This window comes from Acidobacteriota bacterium, assembly GCA_026393675.1.
GTDB lineage: Bacteria > Acidobacteriota > Vicinamibacteria > Vicinamibacterales > JAKQTR01 > JBAXOX01.
This window is the reverse complement of sequence record JAPKZQ010000046.1, coordinates 51,957-67,596: the sequence shown is the minus strand read 5'-3', so window position 1 is coordinate 67,596 and position 15,640 is coordinate 51,957. Positions and strand designations below refer to the sequence as shown.

General features: G+C 65.7%; 15 protein-coding genes and 1 pseudogene. 5 read left to right on the top strand and 11 right to left on the bottom strand.

The genetic code is table 11. From position 1 onward, the window contains the following. Window positions 1-2 precede the first annotated feature (2 nt). A complete protein-coding gene (locus tag NT151_13250; GenBank protein ID MCX6539881.1) occupies window positions 3-1,727 on the bottom strand; it encodes a D-aminoacylase in 1,725 nt (574 codons plus the stop codon). Window positions 1,728-1,797: 70 nt separating this feature from the next. Between NT151_13250 and NT151_13245 the strand changes: the two genes are divergently transcribed. Then, window positions 1,798-2,121 (top strand): polyhydroxyalkanoic acid system family protein, encoded by a 324-nt coding sequence (locus NT151_13245; protein ID MCX6539880.1) that lies wholly within the window; start codon window positions 1,798-1,800, stop codon window positions 2,119-2,121. A gap of 537 nt (window positions 2,122-2,658) precedes the next feature. On the opposite strand, the pseudogene NT151_13240 reads toward NT151_13245, so the two are convergent. Together NT151_13240 and NT151_13235 are read right to left on the bottom strand one after the other, a co-directional pair. Next, a pseudogene (locus NT151_13240) lies at window positions 2,659-2,907 on the bottom strand (DUF2442 domain-containing protein). Continuing rightward, on the bottom strand, window positions 2,885-3,127 hold the full coding sequence (locus tag NT151_13235; protein MCX6539879.1) for a DUF4160 domain-containing protein: 243 nt from the start codon (window positions 3,125-3,127) through the stop codon (window positions 2,885-2,887). The pseudogene NT151_13240 and the gene NT151_13235 overlap by 23 nt, the downstream one beginning before the upstream one ends. A gap of 526 nt (window positions 3,128-3,653) precedes the next feature. Here NT151_13235 and NT151_13230 point away from each other — a divergent pair. Continuing rightward, complete coding sequence (locus NT151_13230) at window positions 3,654-4,718, top strand: beta-eliminating lyase-related protein (GenBank protein ID MCX6539878.1); 1,065 nt, start codon at window positions 3,654-3,656, stop codon at window positions 4,716-4,718. A 52-nt stretch (window positions 4,719-4,770) separates the two neighbouring features. Continuing rightward, window positions 4,771-5,211, top strand: coding sequence for a nucleoside 2-deoxyribosyltransferase (locus NT151_13225; GenBank protein ID MCX6539877.1), 441 nt, complete (start codon window positions 4,771-4,773; stop codon window positions 5,209-5,211). A gap of 56 nt (window positions 5,212-5,267) precedes the next feature. On the opposite strand, the gene NT151_13220 is transcribed toward NT151_13225, so the two are convergent. Further along, window positions 5,268-6,320, bottom strand: a complete 1,053-nt coding sequence (locus NT151_13220; protein ID MCX6539876.1) for a hypothetical protein — start codon at window positions 6,318-6,320, stop codon at window positions 5,268-5,270. Window positions 6,321-6,519: 199 nt separating this feature from the next. On the opposite strand from NT151_13220, the gene NT151_13215 reads away from it, so the two are divergent. Further along, a complete protein-coding gene (locus NT151_13215) occupies window positions 6,520-6,975 on the top strand; it encodes an Lrp/AsnC ligand binding domain-containing protein (protein MCX6539875.1) in 456 nt (151 codons plus the stop codon). A gap of 70 nt (window positions 6,976-7,045) precedes the next feature. Further along, the gene (locus tag NT151_13210) at window positions 7,046-9,115 is read left to right on the top strand and encodes an NPCBM/NEW2 domain-containing protein (protein ID MCX6539874.1); all 2,070 of its coding nucleotides are present in this window, start codon (window positions 7,046-7,048) and stop codon (window positions 9,113-9,115) included. Between the two features lie 45 nt (window positions 9,116-9,160). Here the strand turns inward: NT151_13210 and NT151_13205 are convergent, their stop codons facing one another. The 7 genes from NT151_13205 to NT151_13175 form a co-directional block, all read right to left on the bottom strand. After that, window positions 9,161-9,886, bottom strand: coding sequence for an ATP-binding cassette domain-containing protein (locus tag NT151_13205; GenBank protein MCX6539873.1), 726 nt, complete (start codon window positions 9,884-9,886; stop codon window positions 9,161-9,163). Next, on the bottom strand, window positions 9,883-10,500 hold the full coding sequence (locus NT151_13200) for an ABC transporter permease (GenBank protein ID MCX6539872.1): 618 nt from the start codon (window positions 10,498-10,500) through the stop codon (window positions 9,883-9,885). Before NT151_13200 ends, NT151_13205 begins: the two co-directional genes overlap by 4 nt. A 140-nt stretch (window positions 10,501-10,640) precedes the next feature. Beyond that, window positions 10,641-11,570: a substrate-binding domain-containing protein gene (locus NT151_13195; GenBank protein MCX6539871.1), complete on the bottom strand. Its 930-nt coding sequence runs from the start codon at window positions 11,568-11,570 to the stop codon at window positions 10,641-10,643. 56 nt (window positions 11,571-11,626) lie between these two features. Further along, complete coding sequence (locus tag NT151_13190) at window positions 11,627-12,448, bottom strand: dimethyl sulfoxide reductase anchor subunit (protein MCX6539870.1); 822 nt, start codon at window positions 12,446-12,448, stop codon at window positions 11,627-11,629. Further along, entirely contained in the window at window positions 12,445-13,029 is a 585-nt protein-coding gene (locus NT151_13185) for a 4Fe-4S dicluster domain-containing protein (GenBank protein MCX6539869.1), read from the bottom strand. Before NT151_13185 ends, NT151_13190 begins: the two co-directional genes overlap by 4 nt. Further along, entirely contained in the window at window positions 13,026-15,038 is a 2,013-nt protein-coding gene (locus tag NT151_13180; protein MCX6539868.1) for a molybdopterin-dependent oxidoreductase, read from the bottom strand. Before NT151_13180 ends, NT151_13185 begins: the two co-directional genes overlap by 4 nt. A gap of 90 nt (window positions 15,039-15,128) precedes the next feature. Continuing rightward, a complete protein-coding gene (locus NT151_13175; GenBank protein ID MCX6539867.1) occupies window positions 15,129-15,356 on the bottom strand; it encodes a hypothetical protein in 228 nt (75 codons plus the stop codon). Between the last annotated feature and the right edge of the window lie 284 nt (window positions 15,357-15,640).

Below are 15,640 nucleotides of genomic sequence, written 5' to 3'. Positions count from 1 at the left end.
TTTCACTTTGTCGGGCGGTAGCCGGGACCGCGAAGCGGCCGACCCGGGCGCTCGTCGGTGATCGTTCCGTTGGCGACGACCGCCCGGCCGTTGACGAACACGTACTTCACGCCGACCGAGTAATGCGTCGGATCCTCGAACGTCGAGATATCGCGAATCGTGGCGGGATCGAACACCGTGATGTCGGCCGCCAGGCCCGGTCGCAGCACGCCGCGATCCTGCAGGCCGACGCGGCTGGCCGCGCGTGACGTCATCTTGCGGACGGCTTCTTCGAGCGTGAGGAGCTTCTCGTCGCGCACGTATTTGCCAAGAATGCGGGCGAAGGTGCCCCAGGCGCGCGGATGCGATTTCGATTCCGCGAGCGGGCCGTCTTCGGCCTTGGCGCCGGAGTCGGTGTCGATGGAGACCAGCGGGTGTTTGAGGGCGGTCCGCACGTCCTCCTCGGTCATAATCGCGATGATGCACGCCGTCTCGCCATGATCGGCTATTACCAGGTCCATCAGGGCGTCGCGCGGGTCCTTGCCCATCACCTTGCCGATTTGCGTCAGCGTCATCCCCTCGTACTTGCGCAGGTCCTTGTTCAGCACCGACGACACCATGACGCCGTCGCCACCGCCCGACCCGAACCACTGGTTTTCCCAGGCCGTCACCGACGGGTCATCCATCTCCTTCTTGATGCGATCGCGCAGCGACAGGTCCTTGAGCCGCGCCACCATCGCGTCGACCGTCCCTTCGCGCACCCACAGGGGCAGGCACGACGCCAGATCGTTTGACGCACGCGTGTAGGGATACTGATTCGCGGTGACGTCGAGCCCGCGTGCGCGGGCGGCTTCGATGCGGCGCAACACCTCGGGCATCTTGCCCCAGTTCGCCTTGTAGGCGGTCTTCAGGTGCCAGATCTCGGTGGGGATCTGGGCCCGCTCCGCCACCGCGAAGGCCTCGTCCATCGACTCGAAGATCTGGCCCGCTTCCGAACGCTGATGCGTCAGATAGACGCCGCCGTACTGGCGCGCGACCCTGGCCAGTTCGACAATCTCATCGGTGGTCGCGAACCGATCCGGCACGTACTGGAGCGACGAACTCAGGCCCAGCGCGCCCTCGCGCATCGCCTGCGCGACCAGCGCCTTCATCTGTTCCATCGCGGCTGGAGTCGCCGGTGTGTTCTCGCGGCCAATCACATAGTCGCGCACCCCGCCGACGCCGACGAAGGTGCCCACGTTGATCGCGGCTTTCGACCGGGTCTCGATACGCGTGAAGTACTCCGCCAGCGTGTGGAAGTCTTGCGCGACCTTGAAGTGGTCCCAGGTGGCCTTCGCGGCCTGGAGCATCCGATCGTTGACAGGCGCAATCGCCGTCCCCTCGCCGGTAATCTCCGTCGTCACCCCCTGCATGATCTTCGACGCCGCACGGCCGTCCACCAGGATGTTGAACTCTGACTGGCCGAGCATGTCGATGAAGCCGGGCGCCACCACCAGCCCCGTCGCATCGACGCGCGTTTTGGCGGATCGGTCCCGCAGGTCGCCGACGGCCGCGATGCGATCGCCGTTGATGGCCACGTCGGCCATGAACCACGGCGCGCCGGTGCCATCGACGACGCGTCCCCCAGCAATGATGACGTCATAGCCTGGAGGGAAGGTTTGTGCGCCGAAGGATACGAGGCTGCCGACAAGCGCCGTCAGGACCAGCGCCGGAACCAGACGCGGGCGGGTGGATGAGCGTGTAAGCATACCGGGAATGCTACCAGAAACGTGTCGCATGATATCGTTCCGGCAACACGAACCGGAGACCGGCACACTTATGCGAATCGAAGCGGCGCACACGCTCGGGGTCGAGGAGGTCCAACGAAGACTCGACGATCTCATCAAGGAACTGGTGGGCCGCCAGTGGCCCGCCGGAGTCGAGGTGCACGACATCGAGGCCCGGTGGGTCGATGAAAGACTCGACTTCAAGTTCCTGGCGTCGCGCGGTTTCTTCAACGCCGCCGTGTCCGGCCACCTCACCGTGTCGGGGACGTCGCTCGTGCTGGACGTTGAGATTCCCGGCGTCGTCTTGATGTTCGTCGGCGAGAATCGCATCCGCGAAGGCCTCGAAGGCGAGCTCCGGCGCCTCCTTCAGGCGTAGTGCCCCGATTCCGAAGTACGGCAACGGTCGTTCGGAGAGCGGCGCCGGTCTGGCACGAGCTCACGTACGGCTGCCGTCGGCTGCCAAGAGGCAAGCGCCGAGTTGCTCTCGAAACCTATCTCCACGACGTCATACAGATATCGTTTCCAATTCTTCCGTATGACGAGTTTGCGGCGACGTGGCACGGCCATGAGCGAGCACGTCTCGAGGCACTCGGCCGGACTGCGCCGTTCGTCGATGGCCAGATCGCCGCGATCGCCCATGTCAACCAACTGGTATTGGTCACCCTGAACACCAGGGACTTCGCTCGCTTCAGAGAGATCGCCGTCGAGAACTGGTCCAAGCGGCGCGCGCATCGGTAGTCTGACCCGAACCTGAAATACCGGTCGTCGGTTGCCCGCCAACGTCCGGGGGTCAGCCGCGAGCCGCGTGTGATGCCGGTCGCGACTTGTTGGCCCTCTGCCGCGCGCGGCTCGTCGGCTGCACCGCCTTGTTAGCCGGCGTTGTCGCACCAGGACTTGCGGCGCGTGTACCTGGCCGGTGAGCGGGAATGCCGTGCAGCATGCCCTCGGCACTCAGATCCTCGTCTACGTCTGGCCAGTGCACTCCCTGACCATCGCCAATAAGCGTCCAATTCGCCCGCTGTGCCGGATTCGCCTCGGATAGGCGCCAGGACCAAGCAAGCGGAACGCTGATGACGCGTCCGTCCACCAGGTAGGCCGTGATGACTTCGCCGGTCACTTCGACCCGGCTGACTCTCGATTCAACGCTGACCGCAGTGCTCATACCAAGCCTCGATGATGTTCTGTCCGTGTTCCTGAATCAGGACCCGGATGTCGTTCAGTTCCCGTGGCGCAAATCCATGATTCCACGCCAGTTCTACCGGAGCGAGCCAGAACTTGCAGGTCTTCTTCTCCCGCCGAACGTGCACGTGCATGGGCTCGCTACAGTCGAAGCTGTAGAAGAACAACCAGTACGGGCCCGGGATGTTGGTGATCTTCGGCATTCAGTTCGGCTCGCGTGCGTTCATGATGCCAGTCTTCGCCAGGAATGCCAAGCAGGCTAACGTCACATATGGATGGCGTCAATTGCCCAGTTATCCGTGGATAGAAGGACGGCGCCAATTGCAGGGTTGACGCTCACAACGGCAAGACCCAGCACGCCGCCCTCCGCGACCTGTACCTGTCCGGCGACCTGCGGGTTCGCAACGCCATCCTCTTTCCCCATTACTGACGCCCCGCCTGCACCGCAGGGGGCTGCACGAGGGCCGGTCTGGGCGACGGATCTTCCCCAGGGGGAGTCCCCGCGAGGCCGGGCCGGGACGTGTATCATGACTAGACCTTTTGCCCGAGCCCATGGAAGTGGGCCGCTCAGCCCGGGCCTCCCCGCCGTCATCGCCGCGGCCTCGTGCGCGTCAACAGAATTCTCCAAGCGCATCGGGCAGCGAGGCTTCCGCGTCGACGCATCGTTCGGGCCCCCGCGATACAATAGCGACGATCATCGGTCAGGCCCCGTATGTGGAGTCGTGCGATATGGCACTCATCGATCTGCGCAGCGACACGCTCACCCTGCCGACGCCGGAGATGCTCCAGAGCATGGTGACGGCGAAACTGGGCGACGATTCGCGCGACGGCGATCCCACGGTTCGTGAACTTGAAGCCGAATCGGCCCGGTTGATGGGCAAGGATGCGGCCGTCTTCACCATCAGCGGCACGATGTCGAATACGCTCGCGCTGCGCACGCATGCCGAACCGGGCGCGGCGGCGATCGTCGAGGAGAGCGCGCACGTGTACGGCATGGAATTCAGCGGCGTCGCCGCGGCCTGCGGGCTGCTGGTGATTCCTGTCGGCGGGCACTACGGGGCGCCTGATCCGGATCGCGTGCGGTGGGCCGGGAAGAAGGCGGCAACGATGTACCCGGCGCGCGGCATCCTGTGCCTGGAGAACACGCACAATGCCGCTGGCGGCACGGTGATGCCGGCGGCGCAGATCGACGAACTGGCCTCCATCGGTCGCGAGTGCGGCCTCTCGGTGCATCTCGACGGCGCGCGCATCTTCAACGCGGCGGTCGCACTCGGCGTCGAGGCGCGCGAACTGGTCCGTTCGGTCGATACCGTCAGTTTCTGTCTGTCGAAGGGCCTGTCGGCACCCGTGGGGTCGGTACTCGCCGGATCGAGCGCCTTTATCGAGCGAGCCGGCAAGGTGCGCCGGTCGTTCGGCGCTGCGATGCGCCAGGCCGGCGTGATTGCCGCGCCCGGACTCGTCGCTCTGCGGAGCATGATCGGGCGGCTCGCCGAGGATCACAACAACGCCCGCTTGTTCGCCCAAGCCGTGGCGTTAATCCCAGGCTTGTCTGTCGATCTGCACGCCGTGCAGAGCAACATCGTCAATGTGGACGTCAAGGGGTTGGGCATCGATGCCGCAACCTTCGCGACCCACCTGCGCGAGCAGGGCGTGCGCGGTCTGCCGGGGATGGGATCGGTGGTCCGCTTCGTGACCTACCGCGGCATTACGAGACCGGACATCGAGCGCGCCATCGACGTGATTCGGTCGACCGTGACGGCCCAGCCCTGGGCCGCGGCGCTCGCGCGACCCTGACAGACGGTGAGGCGAGGTCGGCGGTCGAAGGGATGAGAATACTGGAGCCGGCATGCGTATCTACCTGGCGTGTACTGTTCGGGGAGACCGCGGAGCGGTTGCGGCGGCGCGTCACATTCACGATCGGCTCGTGCATCTCGGGCACGAGGTGCTGACGTCGCACCTGCTTCGAGACGATGTTGAGGCGGTCGAAAGCCGTGTGACCGCCGAGCACGTGTTCACGCGGGATGTCGAGTGGCTCGACGCCGCCGACATCCTTGTGGCCGAGGCGTCGGGCTCCAGCTTCGGTGTGGGATTCGAGGTCGGCTACATTCTCGGCCGTGCGGCGCAGTCGGGCCAGTGCGCCTACGTGCTCTATCACGCCGACCGGCAGGGCGCGATCTCACGCATGATCAGCGGACTTTCTCACCGGCACGCCACGTCGCTGGCTTACAGCACGCTTGCCGACATCGACGCGTTCCTCGACGCGCATCTCGCGCCGACAAGAAAATAGCCGGGGCGATGGCCTTGCTGCCTCGTCAACGTCGTCACGCCCGATCCTGCGCGAGACTAAATGGCGATCCGCCCTTCGGCCATGCGGGGAAAGGGATAGACCTCGTGGATGTCCTTGAGCCCCAGAATCGCGTACGTCAGCCGCTCCACTCCGAAACCCGCGCCGGCACACGCGATCTTCCCCCCGTTGCCATCGAGGGACGTGAACAAATCGAAGAAAGGCGCGAAATAGGCCATGGGGTAATTGAGATCCATCATCCGGCGCTCGAGATCCTCGATCGACCGGGTCCGCTCGGCGCCCGACAGACACTCGATGGGATGCGGATTCTCGCCCGCAGGCGGCAGGACCACGTCGTAGTTGAGAAAGCGTCCCTGCTCGGGCTCGAAACAGTCGTAGGCCTCCCTCCGCAGGTTCGAGAGAATGAAGGGCCGGCCCTGCGAGCGCGACGCCGCCCAGCGCTCAACGGCGTCATCGTCTTCCAGGCTCTCCCGCCGTTTGATGTCCTGGACGTCGATGACCTTGAGCGGGTCCGTCAACTCGGGCAAGGCTGATCCCCGAAAGCGCTGAATGGTGTCGCCATGGGTTTCGGCGAGGCGCCGATAGAGGCCCCGGACCAGATCCGAGATGAGCCCGAGCATTTCCTCGTAGGTTCCGTCACGCTTCTCGAAGTCCACCTGCATGAACTCCGAGGTGTACTTGTACTCCTTCCGCCCGATGCGCATCTCCATCCGGATGTTCGGGGAAGCCCAGAAGACCTGTCGGGCTCCGGAAAGCATGACCATGAGGATCTTCTGAAGAATGAGCGACTGGGTGACCGACACCTCTTCGCCGTAGTAGTTGACCCTGGCCGGGTAGGTCCAGTGGTTCAAGGGATCCGTGCAGCCCGCCAGCATGTAGACGGGCGGATGCACGTAGCCACGACCGACCAGCTCGCCGCAGAGATAGTGCTGGATGGTGGTCCGCACGGCGAGAATCTCCTGGAGCCGAGGATTGGACATCGCCCTCCGGGCCTGTTCGAGGGAACCGAGGACCATGGGATCCTGCAGGTCCACCGGCTCGATCCGCTGAATGCCGAGGGCGAGGGATGAGTCTCTTCGGGGTGTCGCCACGACGTCCTCCTTAAATTCCAGGCTCGTGTCCGCCAGCGGTGACTGGTGGGCCAGGACCATGTGCGCCTGAGAACTGAATGATAGCGAAAAGCGCACGTGACTACCACTACATACATGTCAATCGGCATAATTGTGATAACTTGATACTATTGACCGTAATATTGTGAAAATTAGCTAATAGTGCCTGAGAGGGGGGTTCGTGAAACATGCCATCGATGATCTTGACCGTTCCATCCTGCGCGCCTTGGTGAAGGATGCCCGCAAACCGTTCCTCGAAATTGCGCGCGCATTGGACGTCTCGGGCGGCGCCATTCACCAGCGTGTCAGCAGACTTCGGGAGGCGGGCGTCATCAAGGGTTCGAGGGCGGTGTTGGATTATGCGGGGCTGGGACTTGGCGTCTCGGCCTTCGTTGGCATCACGCTGACCAAGGCGGGCCTGAGCGCGCAGACCCAGGAACGGCTCAAGGCGATTCCAGAAATCGTGGAGGTGCACTACACGACGGGAACCTACAGCCTCCTGGCGAAGGTCATGACTCGGGGGATCCCCGAGCTCTATGCGTTTCTCTCGGAGCGCCTGCAGAGTATCAAGGAGATCCAGTCGACCGAGACCTTCGTCATCCTGCAGACCTCGGTCGAGAGGGATCCGGCCATTTGAGGTCAGAGGCCGGCGTGAGCGATGCACAGGTGAAGATCCGGCAGTATGATCACCGCGAAGGGAACACATCATGACCTCATCAAAGATCATCGTCGTCGCGGCGCTGGCGCTCGGACTGGGCGGCGCGCTCGTCGCTGAGCGCGTCGAGATGCAGGACCCGGCATCGCTCACCCTCATCGACGCGGCCAATGCCATCTGGATCGACAGCCTCGATCTGAGTCGGGCCTCAATCCGCCGCCCGCGTGCTCCGCGCCCGCCGGCTCAGCCGCAACGCGGACAGGCCCAGCCCGGACAACCGGCCACGCCGCCGCCAGCGCCTGCTCCAGCGCCTCCCCCAACGCCTCCCGCGCCGCTCGTTCTCTCGCTCGGTGGCGTGACGTACGCGCACGGCTTGCCCCTCAACGTCAACACAGACCTCGCGATCGATCTGAAGGGCCAGGCCAGACGGTTCGTTTCGATGGTCGGTATCGACGACACGGCGAAAAGCGGCCCCGGCAGCGTCACGTTCGACGTCTGGGTCGACGGCAAGCATGTGGGCGACTCCGGCCTGATGAAGGCCGCCGACGCGCCCCGGCCGATCTCGATTGATCTCGCCGGCGCCCAACGCCTCGTCCTCTCCGTGCATGACGGCGGCGACGGCCCTCAGGGTGACACGGTGGTCTGGGGCGGTGCGATGATCCTGCCGGTCCAGAAGGCCACGTCAAAGCCCGAGGTCGTGACACCGCCAGTTGAGGCGCCGCCGCCGATGGCATCGAGCCGGACTGCCGAGCCGCGCATCAACCATCCCCGCATCACCGGCGCCACGCCCGGGCGCCCCTTCCAATTCATGATTCCCGCGTCGGGCGAGGGGCCGCTGACCTTCGCGGCGAAGAACCTGCCGGCCGGGCTCACGCTCGACTCGAAGACGGGCGTCATCCGCGGGGCGCTCAGGCGCGAGGGCCGGACGGCCGTCACTGTCACGGTCACCGGACCCAAAGGCCGGACCACCGGCGCCATCACGATTGTCGGCGGCAAGGATGCGCTGGCGCTCACGCCTCCGCTCGGGTGGAACTCGTGGAATGTATGGGGCGGCCGCGTGGATGATGCGAAAGTGCGCGCGGCGGCTGTCGGCATGGTCAGAAGCGGTCTGGCGGCCCAGGGCTATACGTACATCAACATCGACGATGCGTGGGAAGGGCCGCGCACGGCGACAGGCGAGATCACCGCGAACGAGAAGTTCCCCGACATGAAGGCGCTCACCGGCTACGTCCACGGGCTCGGCCTCAAAATCGGGATCTACTCGTCGCCAGGGCCGCGCACGTGCCAGCAGCGGTACGACGGCAGCTTCCAGCACGAGGCGCAGGACGCGCGCACGTGGTCGAAGTGGGGCTTCGACTACATCAAGTACGACTGGTGCTCCTACGAGGGCGATCGCAACAACCTCGCGGATCTGAAGAAGCCATACGTGCTGATGCGCGGCATCCTCGACACGCTCGATCGCGACTTCGTTTACAGTCTCTGCCAGTACGGCTGGGGCAACGTCTGGGAGTGGGGCGACGAGGTCGGCGGCAACCTGTGGCGGGTGACCGGCGACATCACCGACACATGGCCGTCGATGTCTGGCATCGGCTTCGAGCAAACCGGTCACGAGAAGTACGCGGGCCCCGGCCATTGGAACGACACCGACATGCTCGTCGTCGGCATGGTGGGCTGGGGGCGGACCGATACGGCAAGGCCGACACAGTTGACGCCAAACGAGCAGATCACCCACATCTCGTTGTGGAGCCTGCAGGCGGCGCCGCTTCTGATTGGCGCCGACATGTCGCGGATTGACGAGTTCACCGTCAACCTGCTCGGCAACCCGGAAGTGCTGGCCGTCAATCAGGACGTGCTCGGCAAGGCGGCAGGTCGTCTCGCAGGCGACGGTCGGTACGACGTCTGGGCGAAACCGCTTTCGGATGGCACGATGGCCGTGGGCCTGTTTAACCGCGGCCCCGAACCGACCACGGTGGCTGTGAAGCTCTCGGCGCTGGGCCTGTCGGGCAGCCAACCGGTTCGCGATTTGTGGCTCCACCGGGATCTCGGCAGCGCCACCGATCAGTTTTCGGCGACGGTGCCTCGCCACGGCGCGGTGCTGATCAAGATTGGCCGGCCCAGATAAGGCAACAATGAGGCGGCCTGGCGAAATGGGGCCTGGCCCCATTTCTCAGTAGATGAAGTCGCCGCGCAGGAAGCCTCGGGTGCGGGGGTCGGCCGGCGAGTCGAAGACCGTGGCGGTTGGCCCCACCTCGATCACTTGGCCATCGAGCAGGACCAGCGTCCGCGACGCCAGGCGGCGGGCTTCGTGCGTGTTGTGCGTGACGAGCACCAGCGTCGTGCCCCGTCCCTGGAGTTCCTTGATCATCGCTTCCACGATGGCGACATTGCGGGGATCCAGGTTTGCCGCCGGTTCGTCGAGCAGCAGCACGTCGGCCCCGGTGGCAATGGCGCGGGCGAGCGCGACGCGCTGCATCTCGCCGCCCGAGAGCGACCGGGCGGGCGCCTTCGCCAGGTGCTGCAGCGCCAACCGCTCGATCAGGGCGTCGACATCGGCGAATGCTCGGCTGCCGCGGAGACGGCGTCCGAACACGACATTGTCGCGGACCGATCGGTCCAGCATGACCGACCGCTGAAACACCGTGGTGACAGTTCGGCTGATCTCGATTGGCATCGGAAAAACGGCCGGCGTTCCCGCGTACTCAATCCTGCCCTCCGTCGGCCGTTCGAGAAATTGCAACAGGCGCAGCAGCGTCGTTTTTCCCGCGCCACTCGGGCCGATGACGGCCAGCGTCTCGCCACGCGCGATGTCGAGCGCTGGCACGTCCAGCACGATGCGACTGCCATAGCGATGGCGCAGATCGGTGATGCGGTAAGCCGGTCCGGTGCCGCTCATCGCGACCGCCCCTGGAGTTGAAGCAGGACGGCATTAGCGGCCAGCGCGAGCGCGATGAGGATGAGGCCAAGCGCCATGGCGAGGGCGAAGTCGCCCTGGCGCGCATACAGCATGATCGCGGTCGTCAGCACCCGCGTCTGGCCCTCGATGTTCCCGCCGACCAACATGACCGCGCCCACCTCCGAGATGATCCCGCCAAACGCCGCCACGATCGCGGCCGTGACGCCGATGCGGGCCTCGCGGAGCACGGTCCAGGCCAGTTGCCACCGCGTGGCGCCCAGCGCACGGACCTGCAGGCGCAGGTCCCGATCGACGCCGTCCACCGCGCTCATCGTGAGCGCAGCCACTAGCGGAAACGCAATGATGGTCTGCGCCGCAATCATGGCGGCGGGTGTGAACAGCCACCCGAGATCGCCAAGCGGGCCGCTTCTCGAGAACGCCACGTAGACGAACAACCCGACGACGACGGGCGGCAGTCCCATCCCGGTGTAGAGCACGAGCGTCACGAGGCGGCGGCCCGGAAAGCGCGCGAGACCGAGGGCGGCGCCGATGGGCACGCCGACGATGGTCGCCAGGAGCAGCGCAATGCCGGTCACGCGGAAGGTGAGGGCCACCACCGCGACTAATGCCGGCTCTCCGAGTGCACGCAGGATGCTATCGATGAGACACCTTCTGGAGACGGTTTCGAAACCTGTGCGCGCGGCACGTGTTCCGGCCGCCAGAACGGGTTTTGAAACCGGTTGTCACCATGTCGTCAGCGCACGGTGATCGACGTCACCTGGCCGGCGTCGCGCGTGTTCGGCCGCCTGTGCGAGTTCGGGTAGAACAGCGGCTGGCCAACCCTATCGACGCCGAAGGCGCCGATGCGGTCCTGTGTCGGCTTTGAGAGAATCCATTCGACGAAGCGCGCCGCCAACGCCGCCTGCACGAACGGATGTCGGGTCTGGCCGATGGCGATGATGCCGTAGTCGTTGCGCAGATCGCGATCAGGATTGGCCGCCAGCGTCTCGCCGCCAAACAGCAACCGGAGCCCGGTCAGTTTGCCGCGCATCGCGAGCCATGTGGCGCGATCGCTCAGCGTGTACGCCTGACGCTCGCTCGCAAATGTCAGCGTTTCGCCCATGCCCTGGCCGACCGACAGGTACCAGGACATTTTCCTGGTGGGCGCGAGACCGGCCGACTTCCAGAGCGCGAGTTCCTTCGTGTGCGTGCCCGACTTGTCGCCGCGGCTCGCGAATGCTGCGTTCGCCTTGCCGATGGCCTTGAACGCCTCGACGGCCAGCTTCGTCTTTCCGATCCCCGCCGGATCGGCAGCCGGCCCGACGATGACGAAGTCGTTGTACATCACGTCGTCGCGACGCGTGGCGTGGCCTTCGGCGATAAACGCGTCCTCGGCCTCGCGCGCGTGTACCAGCAGGACGTCCACGTCGCCGCGCCGTCCGAGTCCGAGTGCCTGACCCGTGCCGACGGCCACCACATCCACGCGACAGCCGCACTGGCGCTCGAAATCGGGCAGCAGCGCGCTCAGCAGGCCCGTGTCGGCCGTGCTGGTGGTGGTGGCCAGGCGCAACACGGGCTTCGACTCGCCGCCCTGGACGCCGGCGCGGCCGACAACTGGTGCCGACGTTGCGATGAGCAGGAGTCCGATGACCGCTCCTCTCAGGTGAGCACGACGCACGATCATGGGGAATCAGTCCTCTGGATGGGTGTGACAGAGCCGCTGCAGCGACCACGACGATTTTATCCGATTCGAGATTCGCGTTCGATAATCGCCTCGACGCGGGCGAGCTCGGCCTCCGTCGTATGCTGGTCCGCGAGCGCATAGAAGAGCCATCGATCGAGCGCCAGTCCCATCACAACCGCGATCATGGCAAGACCGGCCGCGTTCATGTCGAGGAGCACGAGCGGGATGACGTCGAAGATGAGCAGGCGCGCGGCTGAGAGATTGTGCAGTCGGTTGGCGTCAACACGTCGCGGCGTGCCCGCCGAAGCAGTGCGGGCCAAAGTCCACCACCGAGAGGCAAACACCATGGCGTCGATGGGGATGATCCAGAACGCCACGCTGATCTCTCTGATCGACGCGTTGCCAATCACCTGCAGGAACATTTCGCCGCACACGAGCCCGGTTGTCAGGGGCACCAGAACGGTCGGGCCGCGCCACGTCCGCTGTCCCCCCAGTCGATACACACGTCCGATCGAAAGGAGAAACAGGCTCGCGGTTGTGGCCGCCGCGAACTTGGCCCACACATAGGGAGAGGCCTGCCAGTACATCGCCAGAAGCGCCAGGGCCGACGCGAGGGTCGCCCCCGCCAGAAGGACTTCGTGACTGAGGGCACTGCGGCCCGCGCCGCGCGCGGCCAGCAGGGCGCGCGACTTCCGGCCGAGATGGAGCATCGAGACCAGAATACCGGCGCCCAGCGCGACCGCGCCCACCGCCAGCGCAGTCGCCTGCGACGCGAGATCCGCAGGTAGGCGCCACGCGGCGGCGGCGATGAGGCCGGCCCCGCCGATGGCCAGGCTGGTGAACCACACGAGCGGCATGTGTCCAGACGATTGGGTCATCGCCGCATCACCTCCTCAAGCGCCGCGAACAACACCACGCGTCGCGCACCTCTCGGCGGTGTAAACCTGATGTTCGGCCTGCAGCCGGCCGGATCTATGAATCCCGGCACGCCCGCCCGCGCATCAGCGCTCGCCGCGGCTCCCGGCCCCTGGTACCGCAACGCCTCGGTCGGACACGCGGCGACGCACGCCGGCGCTAGTCCCTGGTCGAGCCGCTGCACGCACAGGTGACACTTCGAGACGACGCCCCGCTCCTCGTCGTATGTCGGCGTGCCGAACGGGCAGGTCATCTCGCAGTAGCGGCAGCCCAGGCAGCGATCGTCGTGATGCAGCACCACGCCATCCGCCCGTTTCTCGTACGCGCGGGACGGGCAACCTCGCAGGCACGCGGGCTCATCGCAGTGGTGACACGCGACCGACAGGAAATACGTGGGTCCTCCCGGGTGCCGCCGCAGATTGAGCGGCAGCACGCGCCGCCATGACAGCTCGTCGGTTCGACCGTTCTCGATTCGGCACGCGAGCACGCACGAGCCGCATCCGACGCACCGATGCAGGTCGACGAGGAATCCCGCGCCGCTCATACGTGCACCACGTCGACCAGGCACTCGTAGAAGGTCGCGCCGTGGTTCATGTCGGTGATGCCTTCGCCGGTGAGCGCGTTCACATCGGGATCGCCCTCGTGGCACCAGCCTTCAAGGATGTGCACGACGCCAGGCCTGATGCCCGGCGTCACGCGCGCCGCGAGCTCGATCCGGCCGCGATCGTTCCACACGGCAACACGGGCGCCGTCGGTGATGCCACGTACTGACGCATCGTGCGGATTGATGTCGAGCACGTGCGGCCGCTCGACTTCGCGCACCCAGTCGAGATTGCCGAACTGCGAGTGGATCCGATCGCGCGTCTTGCACGAGAGGAGCTGCAGCGGGAGACGGTCCGCCAGCGCCGAGGCATGGCCCTCGTCAAGATGTGCATACTCCGGCACGGCCCCGACGCCCCACAAGTCCCCGGCCTCCTCGGAGGCAAACTGTATCTTCCCCGATGGCGTCGGAAAGTGCCAATCGGCGAACGCGACGTCACCATGTTCCGACAGATCCAGAGGCCGGTCCATCAGGGCCTCGAGCGCTGACTCGTGGCCTGCCGGGAGCAACTCGCGCAGGTAGGCGAGCTTGTCCACTGGGAACCACGACGTGTCGTACCCGAATCGCTCGCACATCAGTCGCCAGATCTCGGTCTCGGGCTTCACCTGGCCGGGAGGCTCGAGAATTTTCGCGCGCCACTGCAGATACGGATGCCAATACGCGGTGACGAGATCCTCCTCTTCGAACAGTGATTTGGCCGGCAGCACAAAGTCGGCGCACGCGGCCGTCGGCGTCATGAACTGATCGACCACGACCACCAGGTCGAGCGACGAGAGGGCAGCCCGTACCCGCGGGGCGGCCGGGTTTTGCCTGCCCGGATTGCCGCGTTCAATCCACGCGGCCCGGATGGGGGGAGCAGTCTGCGTTTCCAGATGGCGGGCCAGCTGCGACACCGGGATGGCTCGCATCCCGGCGGGCTCGGGCGGCAGCGGCAATTCGCGCAGACAATGGCTTGCCAGGTTGGCGTATTGCCAGCCACCGCCCGCCACCCCCACATTGCCAGTGACGGCCGGCAACAACGCGACGGCTCTCATCGTCTGGCCGGCGCGATGGTGACGCTGCAATCCGAAGCCGGCGATGAGCAACGCTGGACGGGTCCGCGCATAGGCCAGCGCGAGATCGCGAATCGCTGCCGGGTCGAGCCCCGTGATGTCAGCGACCCTCTCCGTGGGATAGTCGGCGAGGCGCGCGCGGTACTGCTCAAAGCCTGCGGCATGCGCGCCGAGAAACGCCGCATCGTGCAGGCCGGCATCCACGATGATGCGGGCGAGCCCCAGCGCCAGCGCCGCGTCGGTTCCCGGGCGCGGCTGCAGGTGGATGTCGGCGGCGTCGGTCGTATCGGTGCTGCGCGGATCAACGACGGCTACGATGGCGCCGCGCTCCTGCGCGTCCAGAATCAGCCGCCACTGGTGGATATTGGTTTCGGCCGGGTTGTGGCCCCAGATCAGAATGAAACGGCTGTCGCGTGTAAGGCGCGGGTGATTGTGGATGTTGGCGCCGTAGGTCAACCGCGTGGCTTCGAGGCCGGCTGGCCAGCACAGGTCTCCGTACGTCGTGGTGCACCCGCCAAACTGCCGCCAGAAGGCCATCGAGAGCCTACTGAGCGCGCCATGGGATCCGGAGCCTTCGTAGTACAAGACGCTCGACGGTCCGTGGGTCGTACGGATGCGCGTCAATCGCTCGGTGATCTCGCCGAGGGCATCGTCCCACGCGACCGGTTCGAAACCCTCACCACTCGGGCGCCGGCGCATCGGTGTGAGCAGTCGATCGCGGAAATTCACACGCCGGGCGTAGCTTAGCCCCTTGAGGCATACATGACCGCCGGTGGCCGGGTTGGCCGGATCGCCCTCAATCCGCACGATCCGGTCACGCTCGTCGAGGGTGACGAGCATCCCGCACGTGCAGTAGCAGTTGCGCGGGCACACCGTGCGGATCGTCCGCGGCGTGGCCATGGGCCGGAAGTGTATCGGAATCTCAAACTGATAGGCGAGCGGGCGCCGGGTTATTCCATCGCCGGCGCCCGATCTGGCAGGAGGGGGCCTTTATGCAGCCTGTTGGCGGTGGAGCAGCGGGCTTGGCGAATAGCCGCCCGCGTTGCACCACATCCGATACCACTCATCACCGGACAGAAACGCCTGGGCGTCCGCCCGGATTTCCTGGGGTGTCGTCGGGTCGAGCGCATCCACAAGCGCCTGCTTGATCACGGCGCAGGCGAGCGTTCGAGCCGCCAATCCCGGAATGTGCGCGACATCGTTTGATCTGGCGTCCATGCGACCCTCCATGAGCCCACTGTGCCCGGTGATCACGTAATCGGCCAGATGTCGAGTTGCTTGAATGCCGGACTGAGGATGCCTGGAGCAAAGCACGTACCAGGGCTGGCGCGTGCAATCCCGGGTCATGGTGTGACGGCCTGTGAAGGCCGGCGTCACCCGGCCGACGGCCTAAATGCTCAGACCTCACCAGTTGTCGCGCAATTTCTCGCCGGTGCGCGGTTCTGGAATTGGTGTCGGCCGACCGACGCTCGCGAGGTTTGCCGGACGGATTCACAACGCCT